At 47.8% G+C, this 21,187-nt stretch carries 15 protein-coding genes; all 15 read right to left on the bottom strand.

The features are described from left to right. Positions 1-37 precede the first annotated feature (37 nt). Positions 38-2,287 carry a helix-turn-helix domain-containing protein gene (locus AC4E8D_RS01265; protein WP_490205760.1) on the bottom strand — a complete coding sequence of 750 codons (2,250 nt, stop codon included), beginning with the start codon at positions 2,285-2,287 and terminating at the stop codon, positions 38-40. 145 nt (positions 2,288-2,432) lie between these two features. Beyond that, a complete protein-coding gene (locus tag AC4E8D_RS01260; RefSeq protein WP_221822293.1) occupies positions 2,433-4,070 on the bottom strand; it encodes a type 2 periplasmic-binding domain-containing protein in 1,638 nt (545 codons plus the stop codon). A gap of 129 nt (positions 4,071-4,199) precedes the next feature. Further along, a complete protein-coding gene (locus AC4E8D_RS01255) occupies positions 4,200-5,108 on the bottom strand; it encodes a carbohydrate ABC transporter permease (protein WP_017691189.1) in 909 nt (302 codons plus the stop codon). A 15-nt stretch (positions 5,109-5,123) separates the two neighbouring features. Further along, complete coding sequence (locus AC4E8D_RS01250; RefSeq protein WP_074093076.1) at positions 5,124-6,101, bottom strand: ABC transporter permease; 978 nt, start codon at positions 6,099-6,101, stop codon at positions 5,124-5,126. Between the two features lie 498 nt (positions 6,102-6,599). Beyond that, on the bottom strand, positions 6,600-8,012 hold the full coding sequence (locus AC4E8D_RS01245) for an alpha-L-fucosidase (protein ID WP_490205759.1): 1,413 nt from the start codon (positions 8,010-8,012) through the stop codon (positions 6,600-6,602). Positions 8,013-8,382: 370 nt separating this feature from the next. Next, entirely contained in the window at positions 8,383-9,441 is a 1,059-nt protein-coding gene (locus AC4E8D_RS01240) for a Gfo/Idh/MocA family protein (RefSeq protein WP_490205758.1), read from the bottom strand. A 253-nt stretch (positions 9,442-9,694) separates the two neighbouring features. Then, entirely contained in the window at positions 9,695-10,561 is an 867-nt protein-coding gene (locus AC4E8D_RS01235; RefSeq protein ID WP_490205757.1) for a sugar phosphate isomerase/epimerase family protein, read from the bottom strand. Between the two features lie 104 nt (positions 10,562-10,665). After that, complete coding sequence (locus AC4E8D_RS01230) at positions 10,666-12,423, bottom strand: glycoside hydrolase family 35 protein (RefSeq protein WP_490205756.1); 1,758 nt, start codon at positions 12,421-12,423, stop codon at positions 10,666-10,668. Between the two features lies 1 nt (position 12,424). Continuing rightward, positions 12,425-13,885: an alpha-L-fucosidase gene (locus AC4E8D_RS01225; protein ID WP_490205755.1), complete on the bottom strand. Its 1,461-nt coding sequence runs from the start codon at positions 13,883-13,885 to the stop codon at positions 12,425-12,427. A gap of 30 nt (positions 13,886-13,915) precedes the next feature. Then, the gene (locus AC4E8D_RS01220; protein WP_490205754.1) at positions 13,916-14,680 is read right to left on the bottom strand and encodes a copper homeostasis protein CutC; all 765 of its coding nucleotides are present in this window, start codon (positions 14,678-14,680) and stop codon (positions 13,916-13,918) included. Positions 14,681-15,128: 448 nt separating this feature from the next. After that, positions 15,129-15,320, bottom strand: a complete 192-nt coding sequence (locus AC4E8D_RS01215; RefSeq protein WP_017691199.1) for a hypothetical protein — start codon at positions 15,318-15,320, stop codon at positions 15,129-15,131. A gap of 189 nt (positions 15,321-15,509) precedes the next feature. Next, positions 15,510-18,293: a glycoside hydrolase family 3 C-terminal domain-containing protein gene (locus AC4E8D_RS01210; protein ID WP_490205753.1), complete on the bottom strand. Its 2,784-nt coding sequence runs from the start codon at positions 18,291-18,293 to the stop codon at positions 15,510-15,512. A 266-nt stretch (positions 18,294-18,559) separates the two neighbouring features. Further along, on the bottom strand, positions 18,560-19,648 hold the full coding sequence (locus tag AC4E8D_RS01205) for a low temperature requirement protein A (RefSeq protein WP_076210224.1): 1,089 nt from the start codon (positions 19,646-19,648) through the stop codon (positions 18,560-18,562). Between the two features lie 200 nt (positions 19,649-19,848). Continuing rightward, a complete protein-coding gene (locus tag AC4E8D_RS01200) occupies positions 19,849-20,805 on the bottom strand; it encodes a ring-cleaving dioxygenase (RefSeq protein WP_221822302.1) in 957 nt (318 codons plus the stop codon). 145 nt (positions 20,806-20,950) lie between these two features. Beyond that, positions 20,951-21,178, bottom strand: coding sequence for a DUF896 domain-containing protein (locus AC4E8D_RS01195; RefSeq protein ID WP_221822498.1), 228 nt, complete (start codon positions 21,176-21,178; stop codon positions 20,951-20,953). Positions 21,179-21,187 lie beyond the last annotated feature (9 nt).

Genomic DNA, 21,187 nt, shown 5'->3' with positions numbered 1-21,187 from the left:
TTATGCGTTCGGAATTAGTTAGGCGGGTGCACTTACATCACATGGCTTTGCGGTAGTCACTTGGTGCCACACCCACCACGTTCTTGAAAGCCCGGTTGAAGGAATTATAGTTTGTGTATCCCACTTCCTCACTGATCTCCTGAATAGCCTTATCGGTCTCCTGCATGAGCAGCTTGGCTTTTTCGATACGATGACTAATGAGCAGATCCACAAACTTCTCCCCAATCTCATCCTTGAAAAGCTTGCTCAGATACTTCGGATTAATATCGAATAGATCACTAAGGTAGTTCAGTGACAGATCAGGATTGTTGTAATGCTCTTCGATGTATTTGCGAATCTCCAGAATATGTGATCTGTGTTTTCGGGAACAATGCAGCGTCTGCATCTGCAGCGCCAGTTCCCTGAACCCTTCCCAACACAGCTTACGCAGATCGTCTAACGTCTCCCAGCCTTCAAGCCTTGGGAGAAGTGGGGTGAATATAGCAGCCCATGACTCCTGATACTCCCGTGGAAGTTCGGCGAATTCCCGATTGTAATGTTGAAATAACAGTTGGATCGTATTCATAATCTCCTGCCGGGATAGAACGGACTCACTGATTTGTTCAAAGAGTCTTTCAAAATGCTTTTCCCAGACATCGTCCGATAAACGCATCGCCTGTACCAACAGTGAGATGGTTTTCAGGAACTCATACACATCATTGGTCGAATTCGGCACATCGCTACACGGAATGATACGATTTATCCCCAGTACAGCCTTGTACTCCAGCGCGTGCACGGCTTCTTTCAATGAAGCTCTCAGCCCCCGAATATCGACAGCAACCCGACCAACACCAATGGTCACGGTGAAGTTCAGATACTGATCGATTCTGTCCAGATAACCAGCAAGCAATCGATGTTCAGTCTCCTCAGCTTGTTCCATTTCCGGAATCCAGAGGATGGCGTACAGACGCTGATCGGAGATCCATTCAGCCCATACTTCCGTCCCTTCATGGCGTGCACTCTCTTGCAGAATACTGGATAACACAAATTTCAGGAGGGATTGGTCCTGATGATGATACTCCGTCACAAATGTATCATACCGATCCATTTCAATTACCATGACGGCCCAACGATGCTCCAGCTCAGGCAGTTTGAACTTCTTCATCTCCGCTGTCAGCTCCGTGCTCGTAAAGTCTCGTGTGCCCTCCAGCAACTCCTGAAAAAACATTTTTTTCTGCAAAATCAGATTCTCTTCATGCTCCTCCTGATATTGTCTCGTCTGATCAATCATGCGTTCCAGTGTTGTATGGATGAATCGGAACTCATTCTCCTTGCCATAGTTCAGTCCAGATTGTTTCTGTGAAGAGACGGTCTGAATTAACGTGACAATCTGCTGAATCGGCTTGTAATTTCTACGGGTCACATAGATCACCCACACCACACCGATCAACACAACCACTATCGCAAAGGCAAACCAGATATTATAAAATTGCAGAGTCCACTTGACGATTTTTCCATTGTTGAGACCTGTCTGCACCTTCCAACCACTATAACTCGACGTAAATTCGGAGAAGACTTCTCCCGACGTGGTTTTAGTAGAAGCTGCGACCCCTCCTGGCATGCTGCTATCCCACAGATTGCCGCCCGAACGGTTGAAGATGTTCACAAACGTAAATTCCGGATCATACATCTGCATAATGGATTTTCTCAGGGTACTCAGGTCCACATTTGTCACCACAAGTCCTTTGCCGTTTCCTACACTTCGCACAATCGTAATCACCTGCTCCGTCGCTTGTGAAGGAAAAGCCTTGAACGCTCGTGCTCCTGCCCACTTCTGTTCATCCCTTGACCGGCTATCTGCAATAAAGTCTGCATCCGGGAACTCTTCAATCGGAACAGCCTTCCCGTTACTGAAGACCGTGCCATCCCCGTATCGAACGAGATAAATCGAATCAATCAGCGGATACTCTATTTTCAATTCATCAACCACCTGGACCGCCTGAATGCCGGCATACACATCTTCGCTGCCAGATACCGAGAAATAATTCTTCAAGTTAGGGTTGGTCAAAATCTCACGCAGTACCTTGAAATCAATGGAACGCAAGGAGTTGTCCAGATATTGCGTTACCTGTGATGCTAGGAATTCATTGGCCTTGAGTGCTTCCCTACGGTTCTGTTCATTGAATACCTGGAAGAAAATAAAAAATAGAATGGTCGTCACAATAAAGAAAACAGGCAGATACGATAACAGCAAACGCCTAAACCAATTGTTGTTCATCTCCGAGATCCCCCCACCGTTACTGTTCATGCTGAATGACGACAAACACCTGTGCTGATCGCTAATTTCCCATAAATATTCAGTACATTATATCGGATGACGTGGGGTTGTCATAGGAGAAGACCGTCCCGGTCACGGGTGACAGACGGGACAGCCTCTATATTGAATCCTTCTATTATTGATTTTTCTCAATGGCACGCTGGTAGATCTCAAGGTAATTACTCAGTCCGAGACCATCAAAGCCTTTGACATACGAATCCCATTCCTTATCAATGCTCTTGCTGCCAATAATGAACTGTGCCATATTCGTCTGCACATAATCCTTAATGGCTGTAGTCAGTTGTGCTGCTGATTCGGTATCCTCTGGACGAATAAATACGTTCGCAGGGTATACTTCTTTGGGTGCATAAGGTTCATACACATTGGTAGCTTGAGCCAGACGTGTACCATAACCCTCTGCCTCTAAAGGGTTCTGTCCTTCGGCAAACAGATTACGGAACGTGTTGGACAAGTCATGGGCTCCGATCTGTGACCAACTCTCGTTCACAACAACGTTTGGATCACGCTCAGGCAGGTTGTAGTAGCTGTATTTGGCCGGCTCGCCATTGATGTTTTTCTCATCGGCATCTGCCTTCTTCCAGCCCTTGCCTTCGGTTGGGCCATACTCCGCGTACAGCGCACCTTCCTCACTGAACATGTAGTCTACAATTTTGATGGCGGCAATTTGTTGTGCTTCTGTCGCTTTGTTGGTGATGGCAAACTCAAACTCACCTACGCTCTGTGTAGCGCCTGTCGTATGCACTCCATCTGGTCCTTTCAATGGAGGAACGATCTCCCAGTGTTGGTGACGGGTGATGTCTTTGTCATAAGTATTCACGAGATAACTGACCAGCGCTGTTGTAATGGAGCCGACCACTTCGTCGCCTTCCTTGTTCCCCAGCTGTCCTATCGCCTGATCGTTCTGTGTAAAGGAAGCCGGGTCAATCAGGCCATCTGCATAGAGCTTGTTCATGTACTCCAGCCCTTTCTTCCAGCCTTCCTGATTGGCGGCAAAACTCACCTTGCCATCGTTCACGATCAGGTATTTGTCGTTATCATTGTATATAAAACTATTCATCAGGTAGGCATCAATGTTGCCATTCCATACATACTTGTTCGGTGCGCCTGTAAGTGGAATCTCGTCCGCTTTCCCGTTACCGTTTGGATCTTGTGTCTTAAACGCCTTCAGAACGGTATACAGTTCATCAGTTGTGGTTGGCATTTTCAGGCCCAAATTATCAAGCCACTCCGTGTTGATCCAGTATTTCTGTGCATACGTACAGTGGTAACATTCATTGAAGATAGGCAGCGCATAAATGTTGCCGTCCGGTGCCGTGATGGCTTCTTTGAAGTAAGGTTTCTCTTCCATAATCTTGGTCAGATTCGGACCATACTTCTGAATTAGATCTTGTAGCGGAAGGAACACGCCCTGTTTTCCATAGGTTTGAAGGTCTGAGGTGGTGAACTTGCCGTGAAGAAATACTTCCGGATAATCACCACTAGCCAGCAGCAATTGTCTGCGATCCTGCAAAGCGTCTGTTGGGGCCAGATCCCATTTTAGGGTAACGTCGAACTTGTCTTCGATAAATTGGGTGAATTCATTCTCTTCCATGGACGCTTTGCCTTGCGGAGCAAAGAGGGTCATGGTTACAGGACCACCGCTCTCCCCGCTACCGTCGCTACTTCCACCCGATTCCTCGGATGAACTGCATGCGGACAACAAAGCCATCGAAGCAAAGACCAGAAACAACATCGAAATCCAAGATTTTCTCAATCTGACTCCTCCTTTTTGTTCATAACGGCAAATTATTGACTTGTACTGCACGTGTATAAAATCGCTCCCGGAAGCCGGCGTGTTCCTTCCACCTCCTTTCAAAAGGCAACCGGGCTTAACTCACTAGGATTAACCTTTGAGGGAACCAACCATGACCCCTTTCACAAAATGCTTCTGTACAAATGGATACATGATCAGAATTGGAATGCTCGCGACAACAATCAGTGCATATTTCAACACCTGCTCGAACCCTTGGTCCCGCATCTGTTGGCTGGTATTGGCAAGCATCGCCGGATCAGCCGCGTTCAGGATAAGCAGATTGCGAAGCACGTATTGCAAAGGGAACAACTTCTCGGAACGCAGGTAGATCAGTGCATCAAAGTACGCATTCCAGTGACCTACGGCATACATCAGTGTCATGACCGCTAGAATAGGCTTCGATAAGGGAAGAACCACGCTGATCAGATACCGAATATCCCGGCAACCGTCCATTTCCGCGGCCTCGCCAAGCTCTTCCGGGATGGAAGATTGGAAGAAAGTCCTTGCCACGATGACTTGGAACACCGCGAGCGCCCCGGGCAGCCACATCGCCCAGCGTGTATCGAGCAGGTGCAAGTCCTTCATCAAGAGGTAGGTGGGAATCAGACCACCATCAAAAAACATCGTAATCATCATGAAAATAATGATGGCCCCTCGTCCATAGAACGATTTGCGTGACAAAGGATATGCCAGCATGACGGTCAGCACTACGTTAATGAACGTACCCACCACGGTGTAAATGATCGTGTTATAGAAACCGAGCATAAGCTGTTGGCTTTTGAAAATGGAGATGTACGCCTTGATGTTAAAGTCTACCGGGAACAGCCACACCTGACCGGATGTCACGGCTCGTGAAGAGCTAAACGAAGAACTGATGATATACAAAAGCGGGTAAAACACCGTTAGCAGTATGGCGAACAGAAAGATGTAGTTGAATGTCATGAAAATGCGGTCACCGAGCGGGTCCTTGATCCGGTTACGATTAATCAGGTTGAACATGGATAAGCTCCTCCTTTACCACAAGCTGTTCTGGGAAACTTTGCGCGATATGCCGTTGACGATAACCAGCAGGATCAGGTTGATAATGGAGTTGAAGAACCCTACTGCCGAGGAGAAACTGAAATTCGCTCCGATCAGACCCACCTTGTACACATACGTGGAGATGACCTCCGAAGCGCTTGTGTTGAGCGGATTCTGCATCAGGTATATTTTCTCAAAGCCCACGCCCATAATGCTGCCCAGACTCAGAATCAGCATGATAACGGTGACTGGAACGAGCGATGGGAGGTCGATGTGCCATATTTTACGAAGCCTTGATGCGCCGTCCATCTTTGCTGCTTCATAGAGAGATGGATCAACACCAGCAAGGGCGGCAATGTATATGATTGATGAATATCCCATGCCCTGCCATACTCCGGACCAGACATAGATCGATTTGAAGTATTCCGGGATGCCCATGAAGTTGGTCATCGGGAAGCCGAGCAGTGTGAACAGCTTGTCTACTACGCCCACATGCGGGGAGAGCATTAGAATGATAATGGATACCATAACAACCGTGGAGATAAAATGCGGAGCGTAGGTGACCATCTGCACGGTCTTCTTGAAGTAACCCGTTCGAATCTCATTCAGCGCCAGCGCCAGCAAGATGGGAATAGGGAAACCGGCGATTAAGGAATAAAAGCTGATACCTATCGTGTTTTTGATTAAAAGCCAGAAGTTTGGAGATTGGAAGAAGGCCTCAAAGTGTTTGAATCCGACCCACGGGCTTCCCCAGATTCCTTTGACTACACTGAAGTCCTTGAAGGCGATCTGGACACCCACCATAGGGATGTACTTGAAGATCAACAGATACAACACCGGGGGCAACACGAGCAGGTAGAGCTCCCAGTGTTTCTTGAGGCTTTTGATGAATGGATGCTGCCGCTTGGGCTCCACATGTTTCCTCTGTTGGAGTTCCATCTTGGCGGGTATGCTTTCCGTAGCTCGACTCATATGCGTCACTCCTTCTACACCTCAAGTGTAATAATACATTACATTTACATCCCTTAAACATCCTTTTTTCTGTTCTTAGTTCCTTGTTCAACATAGATGATGTAAACATTCATATCAGGTAGCGCTTTCTTGATTTGATAGTACATCGCCCGATAAACTTTTATCAATTTGCAATTTTCTCCGACTTCTCTTTATTCCACAAACCCTTGTGTGACAAGCGATTGCGAGCCGTTTCTATTGGGAATTGTGTCCCTTATGTATGAATATAAAAATCCCGGAGGTGGTTATATCTCCCCCGGAATTGACATGGCGTTCTTTACATGCAAGTTCAAAAAGTTAACGATTCAGCACCGAGAAGGTTGCGAGAACCTGAAGGAGGAGGAGCGGAGTGTAGGCAAACCTACATGAGCACCGGACTCCGAAGGTGAACGCAAGATTCGATGTCGAGTTCACTTCGTGGACTACTTCGTGATCAATTGGGGACTTTTTGAACAACCTCTATGCGCTTGTGACCAATCTGAACGTATGTGTGATGGGTGCTTCACTCGTTGCAGCGGATTGTGGCAGATCCACAAGAAGTCCATCTTCCGTCTGCCGATACGAAAGTACGTCATCGCTACCGACAAGTTCGATCCGCTCTACCTTTTCCAGATAAGGAATGACCAACTGTGGTTGTACGGTCTCATTCTCGTTTCGGTATATACGGAAGGCATATACGGTGTTGATCTCTTCTTTCTGTGTGAAAGCCCAATCTTTCGTAAAATATGGCCCGCAGATCCGGGTTCCATAGACGCCTTCTCCATGAGTACCCAACCATTCACCGAGGCCCTTGATGCCTCGAATTGCCCCTTTTGGCAGACGCCCATCGGGTTGTGGTCCTACATTCAGCGCCAGGTTACCACCTTTGGATACAACTTCGAGTAGAATATGTGCCAGCTGTCTTCCCGTTTTATACTGATCATCGAATCCGAAGGCAAAGGAGTTCCCCACGGTAATACAGCTCTCCCATGGAATGTTCATCGGATGTTCCGGTATGGTCTGCTCGGGGGTAACGATATTCTCATACGGCCCACCCACGGTGCGATCTGCAGACAGAAGCCAAGGTTGTGTGGTCTGACGCGCCCTTTCCACGACTTCTCCCAGCCTGATATCCTGACCATGACGACCTTCGCGCACCCAGCCAGCATCCAGCCACAGACATTCGATTCGCCCGTAATTCGTCAGCAGCTCCATGATCTGCTCATGTGTGAACTCCACGAATTTCTCCCACAGCCACGGATACTTATGGGGATCATACGAGGGGCCGCGCCACATATGACGTCCACGCTCCATGCCCGGTGCCCAGTAATACGGGGTATGCCAGTCCGCTTTGGAGAAATACGCTGAGATGCCCAGTCCTTTGGCCCGGAAAGCGTCAAATAATGCTCGACAGATGTCCGCATACTTATGGGTATGAAAAGGCGTGTCCTTGCCGGTAATCCGGTAATCCGTCGTCTTGGTATCCCACATACAGAAACCGTCATGGTGCTTGGTGGTGAACAGAAAGTATTTGAACCCGTTATCTGCCGCCATCTGTGCCCATTCCTCGGGCTGGAAACGAATCGGATTGAAAGTTTTGTTCAGATCGAAATATTCCCGCTTGAAGTCTTCCATGTCATCCGTCCAGTCGATGTCATCGCGCGACCAATCGCCATCCTCGTCACTCAGCGCCCAGGATTCCACGAGGCCAAGCTGGGAATACGGCCCCCAGTGCATCATCAGTCCCAGCTTCTGATCCTTGAACCACTCCAGCCGCTCATTCAGCAGCGGATCTTCCGGTTTGATCCACTCTTCCTCTTTGCTAAAATTGTGCACGCCGGCTTCGACAATCTGCTCTTCCTGCTCCAGTACGGTTTCTTTGGTTTCGCTCATCCTGTTTCATCTCCTTAGGATTTCATTGTCAAACGCTGAACACATAGGTTTACACTCGGCCACTGCGCGGTCAGAATAATCTTCCGATCGCTGTTACCCCCAGATTTTTTGATTATTTCCCTAAAGGGAAAATCCGGGGATAAAGGCGAGCGCTTCGCTTCTTCAGATTTCTTCTGCCCTCTCCGTTATCGTGTAAACGTTTAATTCAACTAAGAAGGACATCTAAATCCTGTCATTTTTAGTGTGGTAGGATCTTCCGAAACTTTTAGCTATGCTGCTTCGGATTGGTTCTGTACCTTCCGTTTTGGCGTAAACGGTTCGTGTAACTATTCGGGGACGTAGTCAATATCTCCGTATTGCAATGCTCCTTTTACAGCATGATTTCGCGGCCTTGGCGTGCTGATTCGTAGATGGCGCAGAGCATCTTCATTACCTCGACGCCGTCTTCGACGGGGCTAAGTGTTTCTTTGCGTCCCTGCGTGCTGTCGATAAAATGGTTAATTTCATTGCGGAATGATCCCATAAAGTCGAAAGATTTGAAATCTACCTGCGGCGTCATGTTCAAAATAGTATTGAATTTCTCACCGATGATCGAAATCTCCGGCTCCAACTCGGCACCGCCTTTGTCGCCATATAGTTTGACCGAGGTCTCATCCGCTTTGGCATGAAGTGTAAAGCTGACATCCACGAACAGGCTAGCGCCGTTCTCAAAACGAATCAGGGCATTCGCCATGTCTTCAACAGTGTTCTGATTTGCATCATAGTCCGCTGCTTTGTAGAACGACAGATTGTTAATGTTCGAGCGGTTCCCCAACCGGTTAGAGACGTTAGCGGAGACGGACTTTACCTTCGGTCTGCCCATCAGATACCAGCAGATATCGATCACATGCACCCCGATATCGATCAGCGGGCCGCCGCCGGAGCGGTTGATATCCGAGAACCAGCCACCCGGATTGCCCAGACGACGCAGACTGGAGGCTTTGGCATAATAGATCTCGCCCAGTTCACCCTCGTCGATAAACTTCTTCAGAATCTGTGCATTGTCGCTATAGCGGCGAACAAAACCGACCTGCAGCAGCTTTCCGCTGCGATGAACGGCCTTCTCTACTTCGAGCGCATCCTCCACCGTTTGGCAGAGTGGTTTCTCACATAATACGTTTTTGCCCGCGTCGAGAGCAGCAATGCTAATCTCGGCATGCGAGTCGTTCCATGTGCAGATGCTGACGGAATGAATCTCAGGCAGGGCGAGCAATTTCTTGTAATCGGTAAACACGTGAGGGGCATTATATTGCTTCGCCACTTCTGCGGCACGTTCTGCATTCAGGTCACAGATAGCGTATATTTCAACGTCCGGGTTACTGGCATAGGCTTGCAAATGGCAATCGGATATGGATCCGGCACCGATAACGGCGACTTTCAATTTGGACATAGTGCTGATTCCTCCATCGTTTTCATATGAATTGACTCAGGAAATTATAATATTCGGCTTACCGTAACGACGGTGAATGCTTGGACTTTCGGCCGCTGTTGTCTGCAAATTTTTTTTATTGACCGCTCTAGCGGTTGAAATCCGCAGACAAAGGCGGTCGCTAACGCTCCTACAGTTCCAAGCTTCCCCTCTGTTACTCACGCCTTCTTTAGAATTTGATTCAATTTTATTCATTTAAAACAACTACTCAGCCCTATGCCTCTTCCCATAGGCGGCGGACGTTATCCATGGCAATGCGTGAGGCCGTTTTGCAATCTTCCATGCCTTCAAATTCTACCGAGATATATCCGTCATACCCGGATTGTTTCAACACACGGAATACCTCAGGCATGTCGATATCGCCATGGCCCACAATGGCGCCGCGCAGGTAATTGCCATGCGAGGTTTGGAACCAGCCTTCACCCGGATTCCGGTAGGAAGGTCTCCAGTAGAAGTCTTTGGCGTGCACGATCGACGCATACGGAATGTTATTCTTTACGGCACTCACCGGATCTTCATCCACACAGAGGAAATTGCCAACATCCAGTGTGGTCTTGAAGTTACTTCGCGCCGTCTCGTGTAACAAACGCTGAATGCGCTCACTCGACTGCACATAGTACCCATGGTTCTCCACACTTGTTGTGATTCCAAAATCCGCTGCATAATCGGCTATCCGCTGACAAGCCTTCACCAGTACCGGCAGGTCGATCTCGAACTGGGCTACGGTTCCTTCTGTTGCAGGGCGGAAAGCCACGTCATGACGCATTAGCTTCACACCGAGCGCTGCTGCCACATCCACATGTCGCATCACATTTTGGATCTCTTGCTCCAACGCTTCAGCGTCCTCCTGCACAGCAAAGTTAGCGGCGATGGCATAATTCGAAATGTCGATCCCGACCTCTTTTGCCACAGCTTTAATCTCATCAATTAATTCCGGATTATCGATCAGACTGAATCCCATCGGAACAATCTCCACATGTTCACCACCCTGATCGGCGATCCAACGAATGGCATCCGGTACGGTCAATTCTTTGCGATCCAATGCTTGTTGCAGACTGTAGGTGCTGAGTCCAACTTTCATTCTTCATCATCCTCTCATGTAGTCGATGTCCTTACCCAACGTATACCTTTTTCCGGCGGACACGACAATTGCCAATAATCGTTTGGCTCTACTTTTTTCCTTTTCTAGCCCAAATCCGGTGTATCCACAAACGTTACGGCCTGATCATCCGTCTGATGTAGCTCGAATACCATGATTTCATTCTCACCTTCACGAAGGAGCGGGGCTGGTACATACAACGTTTTTTGCGGTCCTTTATTCCAGTAGCGTCCCAGATTGAATCCGTTTACAAATACAACCCCTTTGGTCCAGCTATCCAGTCGCAGAAAAGTATCTCTTACATCCGTGATATTAAACTCTCCTCGATAAAAAGCTGGCCCCTGTGCTTCGCTAATCGCATTACTAAATTGCAAATCCGACAGATCGGTTAATGGCAGACAATGAATCGTCCAATCATATAAAAATTGAAAGCCATGTCGCACCCCCTCCGTAATCCCCTTCGGATCTCTCAGGTATGGGCCATAGTTGATTCGCCCCATATTTTCGACAAGGATCAATAGTTCTGCGCCCTCTGGCGGCACTTCAAAGGATACCGATAATTCCGTATTGCCCCGTTCGAGCACACCTTGAAATTGCCCATCAACAAACACAAGCGCACGGTCACGAACCTCCTGAACCACCAGTTCCTGTCGCTCCCTTGGCCCGGATATTCGGGTTTGATAACAAATAAAGCCATAATCCTGACCCAGCTTCTCCATCGTTTCCGGATTCGTACGCTGCACCGGGGCTGATATCCGGTCCAACTGCGCCAGTAATGGCGCCTGCTGGTTCAACTCCACTCGCCCATAGGCGATAGTCCCCTTCGATTTTGGCAGCACAAGCTCACCCAGATCTTCGCCGCTATACTGAGCAGTAAGGTCCCTCACCGCATGGAACTTCGCTGTCGGCTCCCCGGATTCACTGAGCAGTGAATCATAGTCGTAACTTGTAATCGTCGGTTCATATTGATCCTTCTGCTGACAGTTCGCCCCGTTATAAAATCCAAAGTTCGTTCCACCGTGGAACATATAAAAGTTAACCGAAGCTCCTGCTAGAAGCATCTCCTCAAACACACCAGCCACATCTGCGGCTTCTCGGGTATGATGCGACTCACCCCAGTGATCGAACCAGCCGTTCCAATACTCCATGCACATTAAAGGTTCGTCCGCCTGATATTCACGCAGCTTGGCGAACGCTCCCTCCGTACCTGATCCAAAATTGACTGTAGCCAGATGCCCCGGGACTGATCCCGCTTGCAGCATGTGGTCTGTCGGTCCGTCCGAGGTAAATAACAACACATCCATACCGCGCTCCACCATGCCATCACGTAAATATCGCAGGTAACTCGCATCATTCCCGAAGCTGCCGTACTCATTTTCAATCTGCATCGCGATGATCGGCCCGCCATTAGTGCTAAGAAGGGGTTTTAATTTGGGCAAAAGCACATCATAATAACGATCCACATTCGCCAGAAATTTGGCATCATTACACCGCAGACGAATTTCATCATCGGCAAGCAGCCAGGCAGGTAATCCGCCAAACTCCCACTCGGCACATATATAGGGACTTGGGCGAACAATCACATGCAGACCCACATCTCCCGCAGTGCGAATAAATCGTTCCAGATCAGCTATGCCTTCAAAACAATACTGCCCCTGCTGTGGCTCATGAACATTCCATGGCACATACGTTTCCACTGTATTGAAACCGCAGACTTTCAGCTTGAGTAACCGATCCTCCCAATAGTCGAGGACCACTCTGAAATAATGGATGGCACCCGACAAAATCCGAATGGGCTCGCCATCATACATAAATTGTGAACCTTTATACGTCAGCACCGCCATTTTACACCCCTCCCCGCTCGCTCAGATATATGCCTAACCCGGACAACGTAGGGCACCATCTGGATTCATGAATGCAAAATCGCATCTTTCTCGATGTGACCTGTGGGAAACAACATATTCGCTTATACCCCACCACCGTCCCCTTGTAGAACTCTTCCCAACCACCATCTGCCCTCAGTGACTCCAGTGTAAAACGCTCAATCCGTTGGCCTGTCTGGATATATTCCATCAGCACCACCCGGTCAAATGATCTTTCTTCCTGCAAATCCAGCTCGATCCAGGCCTGTTCCGTTCCTTGGTGAGGACACCAATACGTATCCCGTCGTTCCGTCAGCACTTCCGATACGGCATGTTGTTCATCCATCGTCTCCGATGCTTTTACCAGCGCCTGCAAGGCGAAATTTTCCTGAAAAATGGTGCGCAGCGAATCTCCCAATTCCTGTAGTCGCTCGACATCCGTTTCGTGAATGAGACCACGCGTATCCGGTGGCAGATTGAGTAAAAAGGTAGCGTTGCCCCCCACTGTGCCGTAATAGACGGTGAGCAATTCTTCCAATGTTTTGACCTGATCATCTTCACTGGCATGATAGAACCATCCTGGGCGAATCGAGGTATTCACCTCGGCAGGGTACCAGATCAGTGGCTCACTTTGGAAACGAATAACCTCTCGGCTTCCCAAATCACTGTCCTGCGTATTGATCCTTGTGGCAAACTCACCATCATCCACCTGTTGTGATTGCTCCTGAATCTTCTCATTATCCTGCATATGCGCTGGCACAACGCTCCATTCCGATTCCCGTGTATGCCCCGCCTCATTGCCGCACCAGCGAACATCCGGGCCACATACTGAGATGACAGCCTCAGGCTGAAGTTCACGAATAAGCGCATAATAGGCGTCCCAGTCATAGACCTGCCTTTTGCCATTCGGACCCTCCCCACATGCACCATCAAACCATACACAGAAGATGTCGCCATAATTCGTAAGCAGCTCGCGCAACTGTTGGAGGAAAAACTCGTTATACCTCTCGGAATCTCCGTAGGAGGCTTCATGACGATCCCAAGGAGACAGGTACACGCCAAACCTCAACCCATCCTCACGGCAGGCATCGGCAACTTCCTGAACCAAATCCCCCGCACCATTCCTCCACGGACTAGCCGCGACCGTATGTGCTGTAAACTGACTTGGCCACAAACAAAATCCATCATGATGCTTACACGTCAAAATTAGCCCCTTCATCCCCGCAGCCTTGCATGCCTGCACCCATTGCGTTGCGCTCAGTTCAGAAGGATTGAAAATCGCCGGGTCTTCATCCCCAGTGCCCCATTCCTGATCCGTAAATGTATTTACCGTAAAATGAATAAACGCGTAGAACTCCATCTCCTGCCATCTCAGCTGGCGTTCGGATGGGCTGACCTGTGCTGCGGACTTAATCCATTCGGCTGGTTGCAGTTCATAATTCATGGCGTATCACTCCTTTTATTTAGCGCATCCCTATATCATTGGACCACCCTTGCTCGTACCGCCACTCAGTGCACTACTGTCCATGAGCGGCTGTGATGCAAGCAATAACTTCTGCTTGGCTTCTGCAACCAAATGTGGATCAATGGGATAATTAAAGCTGCCTTTGTACCTCACGCCTGATCCCATATGGATTTCCGTGATACCCGTCTGACTCACTAGCTTTTGAATCCACTCTATGGTGACCCCCGACCCTGCCATAACAGCGATGTTCAAGGTTTGCCCCAATTGCTGGAGTTGTTTCAGTTCTAGCATCGCTTCAGGCGCTGTCCGTTTTCCTCCCGATGTAAGCACACGCTCCACATTGCCCAATGTGTTAATGGTCTTGAGCGCCTCAGTCAAGCTTGTGCTCACATCAATTGCACGATGAAACGTAACGCCCAAACCCTGAGCTTCGGCCATACATAATTGCATGGGTAAAAGGTCCACTTCACCATCTCCGGTGAGGGCACCGATTACGATGCCAGCGGCTCCAAGTTCCCTCGCCACGCGTACATCCCGGGTCATGGCGTGGATGTCATCTGCGCTATAGCGGAACGAGCGGCTATGGGGACGGATCATGACATACACCGGAATGGATACCTGGGACACCACATGCTCCATGACGCCATAACTGGGGGTAAGTCCTCCTTCAGACATCGCAGACACCAGCTCAATCCGATCAGCCCCTCCCTCCTCAGCTACTTTGGCATCTGCCGCATCTACAGCGATGACTTCCAATACAGGCTGTCTCTTCATAAGGTCGCTCCCTTCACTTCATCGTTGAATATTCTAGAACCGTTAACCCGTATCGATAGACATCACTCGAACTGCACACAGCCTAATCCATGACATAAAGGACCGACTGAACGCATCATCAGCGCTCCTGCGGTCCTTCTTCATCATTAGGGCGACGGTCAGCTTCCCGGAACGCAATCCGAATAGGCTGACCTTCCTGAACGATATATGGTTTGTCGGTAATGATCTTCATGATTGGATTCTCCTTTGGGGACCGGAATGGGCTAGCAAATAGAGAGCGCAACGGATTTCATCACTTTATCTAATGAATTTTGTTATTTTTGTTATTTATAGTGTTATTATTTATTAGCAATAGTCTAAAACGTTAGGATCAGAACGTCAATACAAAAAAAGACACCCCGAGGGTGTCTTCATGTTTTGGATAACCTCCTGGTTATCCGAGCTTTTTCTATTTTCTACGCCGAGCCTTCGTCATTCGATTAAACATGATCAGTGCCGCAATGATCATGGCTATCATGGCAATATTACTTGCCACTTCTTGTGATAGTCCGAAAAGAACTCCCAGGTTAGTCACCAGGCCTCTCACAATCAGCGCAACCACAACCAGCAGGATTGGACTCAAAAAATTATAATTTCTCATTCCTCGCAACACCCCTGACCCCATTGTTCAGAACTACGAATCTCATAACACTATCATAACAGTAGCTATTCTGTGTTACAACAAAGGACACCTGCGTACAGTGTCCTTTGTCATATGCCAACGTATTCTATTTTGAATGATAGAACAACCTTTCGATCGCTCTTGTCACCTGATATTTCCGATTATCTTCTACACCTGTTTGAATTCGATCCAGTCAATCTGGAGCCCTGGTTTCGTGAAGTCCAGTTTCAATTCATACAATCCTGCTTCAAGATCTACTTTGACAAGTTTCTGTCTGATCCATTTGCCTTCCGTACCATTCGTTTGAATGGTGGTTACCAACTGGTCATTCAGGAGCAGGTTACATGCACTTTGAGCAAGTTCCGGCTCAGGGGACATGATCTGTACGATAATCCGATAATGGCCTGCCTCATCCACTTTCATGTAGACTGGTTCAGCTACCGCAGGTTTCACCTGTGCGTTCTCAACCAGCGCCTGAGCTTGTGCAGCAGATAGGGATGCATTCGCTTGGAAAGAAGCGATATTCTCTACAATCTCATGTTTGCGGGATGACACCGGTGCATTCATGATGAACTTGCAGATATTAATCGCCGAGCGTTGCAGCTCTCCGCGAGTCAATGTTCCATTTTCCAAGGATTCAATCGTGTTATCGTCCCAGCCGTTAATCTCTGCGCCATAGTTCGGTACAACCATGTAGAGATCATTCTGCGCACGAATCATCCAGTTCGTGTATTTGCGATCAGCTTCTCCACCCTCGGTCACATCATTCATAATCGCCCACCAGTCGGTCATTACGATACCCTCGAAATTCCATTCGCCGCGCAGGATCGTCGTATTCAGGTCGTAATTGGATGCCGCCCAGTGCCCGTTAACCGGGTTGTAGGAAGTCATGATGGAGTTTGCTCCGCCTTCTTTTACAGCGATTTCGAACCCTTTCAGGTAAATTTCACGCAGTGCACGTTCGGAGACAACAGCATCTACTTTACTGCGGTGTTTCTCCTGATTGTTGCAGGCAAAGTGTTTCAGTGTGGCATTGGAACCACCCTTCATGATACCTTTCGTACATGCTGCGGCAAATACACCCGAGATCAGTGGATCTTCGGAGAAGTACTCAAAGTTCCGGCCATTAAGCGGGCTCCGGCGGATATTGAGTCCAGGTCCGAGCAGGGTATCCACCTGATTTCTCAGCAATTCCTGTCCTTCCATCACATACAACTCTTCAACAAGATCCTTGTTCCATGTCGCCGCAAGCAACGTACCAATGGATACCTGTGTCGCCTTCTCGCCACTATCCATACGAATACCGGACGGGCCATCTGCCGTACATGCTACCGGAATACCGTAGTTAAACAGGCTGTCGCTGACACCACCAAAAGCAGATGCCGTCCCCGAAGTAACGAGCGGACTGCTCATGCCTTCACCACGGACAATCGCCGCCAGATCCTGATCACTCAGTTGAGCGATGAAGGTTTCCAGACTCACTTTGCCAGCCTTAACGTCACTCAGCTTGTGGCCCTGATTACCCGTCTGCTCCAGCGTTTGCGGGAGATTCTGCTCAATCCGGTTCGCCATGGATATCTTACGTTTCGGTACTTCTGCATAAGTCAGTTCATAAGATCCATCTTCCTTGCGCGAACCTGGTTTCATCCGTGTGAAATCTTCAGTTGGGGCCATCGCTTCTTGCAGTTGCTCCACCAATTGAAGGGATTCAATCACATAGCCATCCTGCCCATCAATGCTGATATGCTGCACTTGTTTCACACTGGTTCCTACATGCAGTCGGTATGTACCTTCTTCCAATACGTACGCGGAAGCAAGACCTGTAACACCTGCATCATCGTAAGATGCCATGGCATGGATCGGGAAGCTGATCGTCAGAATTTCTGACTCGCCCGGCTGCAACAACCCTGTTTTTCCAAAAGCCACCAAAGCCTTCACCGGTTGTCCCAGTTTGCCTTGTGGTGCCTCATAATAAACTTGCACAACCTCTTTGCCCGCATATGTTGTACCTGAGTTGGTCACATTGACACGAACTTCAATGTAGGTTTCGCCGTCTTTGGACACGGATTTTGCTTCTTCGTGCTGGGCCAAAAACGTCGTATAAGACAGGCCGTAACCGAATTCAAACTGAACGCGCTCAGGTCGAAACGTTTCGAAATAACGATAACCTACATAGATATCTTCCTGATACAGGTTCTTAAACTCATTGCCGTAGTTGCTTGTCGAAGGATAATCTTCGATGGAATATGCAATCGTATCTGTCAGTTTACCGCTTGGTGTAACGTCCCCTGCCAGCACATCGGCAATCGCGTTGCCACCCTCCATACCGCCATGCCAGGAGTAAATTACGCCTTGGATCGGATGTAGATACGTTTCGTTTAACCAGCTCATGTCGATGATATTTGAGACATTCAACACAACGATTGTGTGTTCAAATTGCGAAGTAACTTGCTTCAACATCGCTTTCTCATCTTCTGTCAGTTGGTAACTTCCTGGCGCATCCGCATTATCCTGGTCTTCTCCTGCTGTACGTCCAATCACGATAATGGCTTTGCTGGATTTGCTTCTAGCCTGTGCAACAAGTTCATCCGTCAAAGGCATTTCTTTCTGATTCCATGGCTCGGCCGCCCATACTTTTCCGCCATCATCAAATGGATTTTCCTCAATCCACTTCTCATAGACAGCTGCCAGCTCTTCATTGACCGTTATATTCTTTTTGCTGCGAAGACCATCCAATAGATTCGTTGTGTAGGCCACATGAACACTACCGCCTGAACCCGTGCCGCTCCGATAATAATTGACTTGAATCCGTCCAAAAACTGAAACGTTTTCGTTTTCACGAAGTGGAAGCACTTGGCCTTCATTTCTGAGTAAAACGGCTCCTTCTGCGGCAACCGTACGACTAAACTCTGCAAACCCTTCCAATGGAACTCCGATTTGATGTGTGCTCAATGATTTCCCTCCTGATTGTCATCCCCATATCTACGAATCGCTATATATCAAATGAACTAACAAAACGTACGCTCATTTGATATAAAAGATATTCTATGATCTGGTAGATTCACTTGTACATAGTCTCATATTAACAGATTCTATAGAAGAAATTAAATTAGATTTGTGCTTTATTTATATTATTAAAAAATGTCCAGGATTAGCGGCATAATAAAAAGCCACGGACGCCTGTTGTCCGTGACTTTTCTTGATTTTAGATCACTATTTCAAGTTGTAAGTTTCGCATACACCAGGAAGAATAACATCTCTTCGCCCATGATGACATAACCCGGAACCCGATAGATCAGATCAACAAGGACAAATGCCACCAGCAACCCTACCATCACTGCCAAATGACGTGGCCGGAGTCGTAGATGTGCGTGTCTATAACGGTGGAACACAAGTGAGGTCGACAAGAAATATAGCAGCGTTGATCCAAACACAAACCCTAGCATGAACACATAGTTTAACTGATTCTGATATAACAGCTGAATTGAAGCAGCGATCATGCTCATGGAGATGTAGATGAACAGATGGCCGTATATGATCGCTTGCCCGGCAGTCTGAATCTCTTTGCTGACCTTTTTCTCCACGTTGTCGAAGTACTGCCACCACATCGCAATGACAAAGATGGACGTAAAGGCGGCAAACAGGATGGATTTCATATCCCAATGATCTGCTTGCAGCACAGCGATAATGCTTACCACCGATTCACCAAGCAGGATAAGTGTAAAGAGTGCGAAACGTTCCAACAAGTGATGGGTCTGAACGGGCACTTTCACCAAGTTTTTACGTCCAATCAACGGAAGTACAATATCCACGGCAATCCCCACATACAAAATCAAGTAGCGTAACCAGGAATCGAAGAACAATGAACCTGATGAGATCAAGATCCCAATGAGGAAACAGATACCCAAGTAACGAGCGGCTTGCTGTTGATGCTCGCTTTTCGACTTGTGAACCGTCAGATACTGAATCGCCGTAAATGCCCGTGAACCGATATATCCAACGAAGAAGGACAGGTAGTATTGGTCAAAATGAGTAGAAAGGCTCGCCGTCATGACCATAACGGACAGAAGCTGAAGGATGAGGAATATTCGATGGATCAGGATGTCTTGACCATAGCGGTTAATGAACAAGGTCTGACCGACCCATGCCCACCAAACAGGGATAAAAATAAGCACAAACTTCATTAAATATTCAAACGTAATTACTCCATGTTCGGCATGTAACAAGACATGACCCGCTTTGGCGACCGCTGCTACAAAGAGCAGATCGTAAAACAGCTCCAGCCAGGTAACCTTTTTCTCCATCATCCTTCGTTGCTCCTTTAGGTTTTTCATTTACACATACACTTCGATGACAGAATAACCCTCCAATCGCTGTTATCCCCAGATTTTTTGATTCCCTTTTCCTAAGGGAAAATCCGGGGATAGCGTATACTTCCGATGTAGCTTTCTTTCAGAAAGCTTTTAGGCGAACGCTTCGCTTTTTCAGGTTTTTTCTAGAACTCTTATTAATTCGCAGCTGTAGCAGGTACGAGTGTTCTTACTTCAATCGGTTGCAGATTGTCCTCAATTTGAGGGCGGTATTTCTCAAACCATTCAGGCAGCATCAATTTTTGTCCAAGCGAATCAGCAGGTTCATCTTTGGCAAAGCCCGGAGGATCTGTAGCAATTTCAAACAGAATGCCGCCAGCTTCTCTGAAGTAGATTGCATTAAAGTACTGACGATCCCGCACTGGAGTCGGTTGGTACCCGTAATCACGTACAGCTTCGCTCCACTGTGCATGCTCATCATCGTCTTTGGCGCGCCATGCAATATGGTGCACGGTTCCTGCGCCACCCATACCCAGAGCCATACGGGTCACTGGAACATCTACGACATTACCGATATCCCCGCTGGACCGGAAACGAGCATAATCTTCATTTTCACTCACTCTGACAAATCCCATGATTTTCTCAAGAGCATCCATCGTTCTTTGCGGGTTAACACTGAACAGGACAGCACCACCGAAACCTTTGATTGCTTTATCTGTTGGAATTCCTTCGTGCGCCCAAGTGCTGGTTGCTCCCTCTTCCCGTTCAACAAGCTCAAGCCGCAGGCCTTCGCCATCTTCGAATTGAAGCAGATCTTCATTGAAGCGACTTGTTTTGGTTACCTCAATGTTATACTGTTCCAGCCGATTCTGCCAGAAGCCAATCGACCCAGGAGGAATGACATAGGAAGTGATGCCGACCTGACCTCCGCCAATTTTACCCCGTGGTGATCCAGCCGATGGGAAGAAGGTAATGATGGTACCTGGGCTTCCGTGTTCATCGCCAAAATACAGATGATATACATCAGGTGCATCGAAGTTGATTGTTTTTTTCACCAGACGAAGTCCCAGAACTCCGGCATAAAAATCAACGTTGGCCTGTGGATCTCCTGCGAAAGCTGTAATATGGTGAATACCTGCTGTTTGAATAGTCATGATTAATTCCTCCTTGGTTTGGTAAGCATGTTTTGAATTGAGTAGGTGTTATAGATATTTGAGTTAGTTAAATGAGTCAGTTAATTGATTTATAGTAAGTTTGTATTATCTTTAAATTAAGATATATGATCTAGCGAATTATATTCTAGTTTTTATTTTGATTGGCCTGTTTTTGTTTTAATTTATCAGGAGTCACGTCATCGCCGTTTGGATCATAGATGGTTGCATTCAGCAGAATGTCGTTGACCGAACCGCGAAAAGTTTGCAGATATTCCTGGCGAAGACGAACCTGTTCCTCTTTCTCCATCTCCGTCAATCCGCCCTCTTTGGCTTTTCTTGAAAGTTCATTTATTCTGGTCAATGTTGGGATCATCATCTTGAT

The organism is Paenibacillus sp. SRL342, assembly GCF_984798905.1.
Note: the sequence above shows the minus strand (reverse complement) of the source record. Positions and strands in the feature narration are given on the sequence as shown.

What these genes read in the sequence shown, in the direction of transcription:
- AC4E8D_RS01205 (WP_076210224.1), bottom strand. Translation starts at nt 19,648, where the DNA reads ATGATGGAGAAAAAGGTTACCTGGCTGGAGCTGTTTTACGATCTGCTC.
- AC4E8D_RS01230 (WP_490205756.1), bottom strand. Translation starts at nt 12,423, where the DNA reads ATGGCGGTGCTGACGTATAAAGGTTCACAATTTATGTATGATGGCGAG.
- AC4E8D_RS01220 (WP_490205754.1), bottom strand. Translation starts at nt 14,680, where the DNA reads ATGAAGAGACAGCCTGTATTGGAAGTCATCGCTGTAGATGCGGCAGAT.
- AC4E8D_RS01195 (WP_221822498.1), bottom strand. Translation starts at nt 21,178, where the DNA reads ATGATCCCAACATTGACCAGAATAAATGAACTTTCAAGAAAAGCCAAA.
- AC4E8D_RS01245 (WP_490205759.1), bottom strand. Translation starts at nt 8,012, where the DNA reads ATGAGCGAAACCAAAGAAACCGTACTGGAGCAGGAAGAGCAGATTGTC.
- AC4E8D_RS01235 (WP_490205757.1), bottom strand. Translation starts at nt 10,561, where the DNA reads ATGAAAGTTGGACTCAGCACCTACAGTCTGCAACAAGCATTGGATCGC.
- AC4E8D_RS01240 (WP_490205758.1), bottom strand. Translation starts at nt 9,441, where the DNA reads ATGTCCAAATTGAAAGTCGCCGTTATCGGTGCCGGATCCATATCCGAT.
- AC4E8D_RS01255 (WP_017691189.1), bottom strand. Translation starts at nt 5,108, where the DNA reads ATGTTCAACCTGATTAATCGTAACCGGATCAAGGACCCGCTCGGTGAC.
- AC4E8D_RS01225 (WP_490205755.1), bottom strand. Translation starts at nt 13,885, where the DNA reads ATGAATTATGAACTGCAACCAGCCGAATGGATTAAGTCCGCAGCACAG.
- AC4E8D_RS01265 (WP_490205760.1), bottom strand. Translation starts at nt 2,287, where the DNA reads ATGAACAGTAACGGTGGGGGGATCTCGGAGATGAACAACAATTGGTTT.
- AC4E8D_RS01200 (WP_221822302.1), bottom strand. Translation starts at nt 20,805, where the DNA reads ATGACTATTCAAACAGCAGGTATTCACCATATTACAGCTTTCGCAGGA.
- AC4E8D_RS01250 (WP_074093076.1), bottom strand. Translation starts at nt 6,101, where the DNA reads ATGAGTCGAGCTACGGAAAGCATACCCGCCAAGATGGAACTCCAACAG.
- AC4E8D_RS01215 (WP_017691199.1), bottom strand. Translation starts at nt 15,320, where the DNA reads ATGAGAAATTATAATTTTTTGAGTCCAATCCTGCTGGTTGTGGTTGCG.